1 protein-coding gene is annotated in these 1,895 nt (G+C 70.4%); it reads left to right on the top strand.

What is annotated here, in order from left to right:
- Nucleotides 1-2 precede the first annotated feature (2 nt).
- A partial coding sequence (gene acs, locus ABTY61_RS41825; RefSeq protein ID WP_350510493.1) for an acetate--CoA ligase occupies nt 3-1,895 on the top strand: 1,893 nt, incomplete at its 3' end.

The following is a 1,895-nucleotide window of genomic DNA, read 5'->3' on the forward strand; positions in this document are numbered from 1 at the left end:
CGTTGAGCAACGAGAGCCTGGCCAACCTGCTCAAGGAGGAGCGGCGTTTCGCCCCGCCGGCAGAGCTGGCCGCAGCGGCCAACGTCACCGCGGCCGCCTACGCTCAGGCCTCCGAGGACCGTCTGGGCTTCTGGGCCGAGCAGGCCCGCCGCCTCAGCTGGGCCGTCGAGCCGACCGAGACCCTCGACTGGTCCAACCCGCCCTTCGCCAAGTGGTTCGCCGACGGCCGCCTCAACGTGGCCTACAACTGCGTGGACCGCCACGTCGAGAACGGCCTCGGCGACCGCGTCGCCATCCACTTCGAGGGCGAGCCCGGCGACAGCCGCTCCATCACCTACGCCCAGCTCAAGGACGAGGTCTCCCAGGCCGCCAACGCCCTGCTGGAACTCGGCGTCCGCAAGGGCGACCGGGTCGCCGTCTACCTGCCGATGATCGCCGAGGCGGTCGTCGCGATGCTCGCCTGCGCCCGCATCGGCGCCACCCACTCGGTGGTCTTCGGCGGCTTCTCCGCCGACGCCGTGGCCTCCCGCATCCAGGACGCCCAGGCCAAACTCGTCATCACCGCCGACGGCGGCTACCGCCGCGGCAAGCCCTCCGCCCTCAAACCCGCCATCGACGAGGCCCTCACCAAGACCGACGGCGTCGAGCACGTCCTGGTGATCCGCCGCACCGGCCAGGACACCGCCTGGACCCAGGGCCGCGACGTCTGGTGGCACGAGATCACCGCCCGCCAGTCCACCGAGCACACCCCCGAGGCCCACGAGGCCGAACACCCGCTGTTCATCCTCTACACCTCCGGCACCACCGGAAAGCCCAAGGGCATCCTGCACACCTCCGGCGGCTACCTCACCCAGGCCGCCTACACCCACCACGCCGTCTTCGACCTCAAGCCCGCCACCGACGTCTACTGGTGCACCGCCGACATCGGCTGGGTCACCGGCCACTCCTACATCGTCTACGGCCCGCTGGCCAACGGCGCCACCCAGGTCGTCTACGAAGGCACCCCGGACACCCCCCACCAGGGCCGATTCTGGGAGATCGTCCAGAAGTACGGCGTCACGATCCTCTACACCGCGCCGACCGCCATCCGCACCTTCATGAAGTGGGGCGACGACATCCCCGCGAAGTTCGACCTGTCCTCCCTGCGGGTCCTCGGCAGCGTCGGCGAACCGATCAACCCCGAAGCCTGGATCTGGTACCGCGAGCACATCGGCGCCGGCAAGGCCCCCATCGTCGACACCTGGTGGCAGACCGAGACCGGCGCCATGATGATCAGCCCCCTGCCCGGCGTCACCGAGACCAAGCCCGGCTCCGCCCAGCGCGCCCTGCCCGGCATCGCCGCCACCGTCGTCGACGACGAGGCCAACGAGGTCCCCGACGGCTCCGGCGGCTACCTCGTCCTCACCGAGCCCTGGCCGTCCATGCTCCGCACCATCTGGGGCGACGACCAGCGCTACATCGACACCTACTGGTCCCGCTTCCAAGGGCGCTACTTCGCCGGCGACGGCGCCAAGAAGGACGAGGACGGCGACATCTGGCTGCTCGGCCGGGTCGACGACGTCATGCTCGTCTCCGGCCACAACATCTCCACCACCGAAGTCGAGTCCGCCCTCGTCGGCCACCCCTCCGTGGCCGAGTCCGCCGTGGTCGGCGCCACCGACCCCACCACCGGCCAGGCCATCGTCGCCTTCGTCATCCTGCGCGGCGCCACCATCGAGACCCCCGAACTCGTCGAGGAACTGCGCGCCCACGTCGGCCGCACCCTCGGCCCGATCGCCAAGCCCAAGCAGATCAAGGTCGTCGGCGAACTCCCCAAGACCCGCTCCGGCAAGATCATGCGCCGCCTGCTGCGCGACATCGCCGAAGGCCGCGAAGTCGGCGACACCACCACCCTC

This window comes from Kitasatospora sp. NPDC096128 (assembly GCF_040303105.1).
Taxonomy (GTDB): domain Bacteria; phylum Actinomycetota; class Actinomycetes; order Streptomycetales; family Streptomycetaceae; genus Kitasatospora.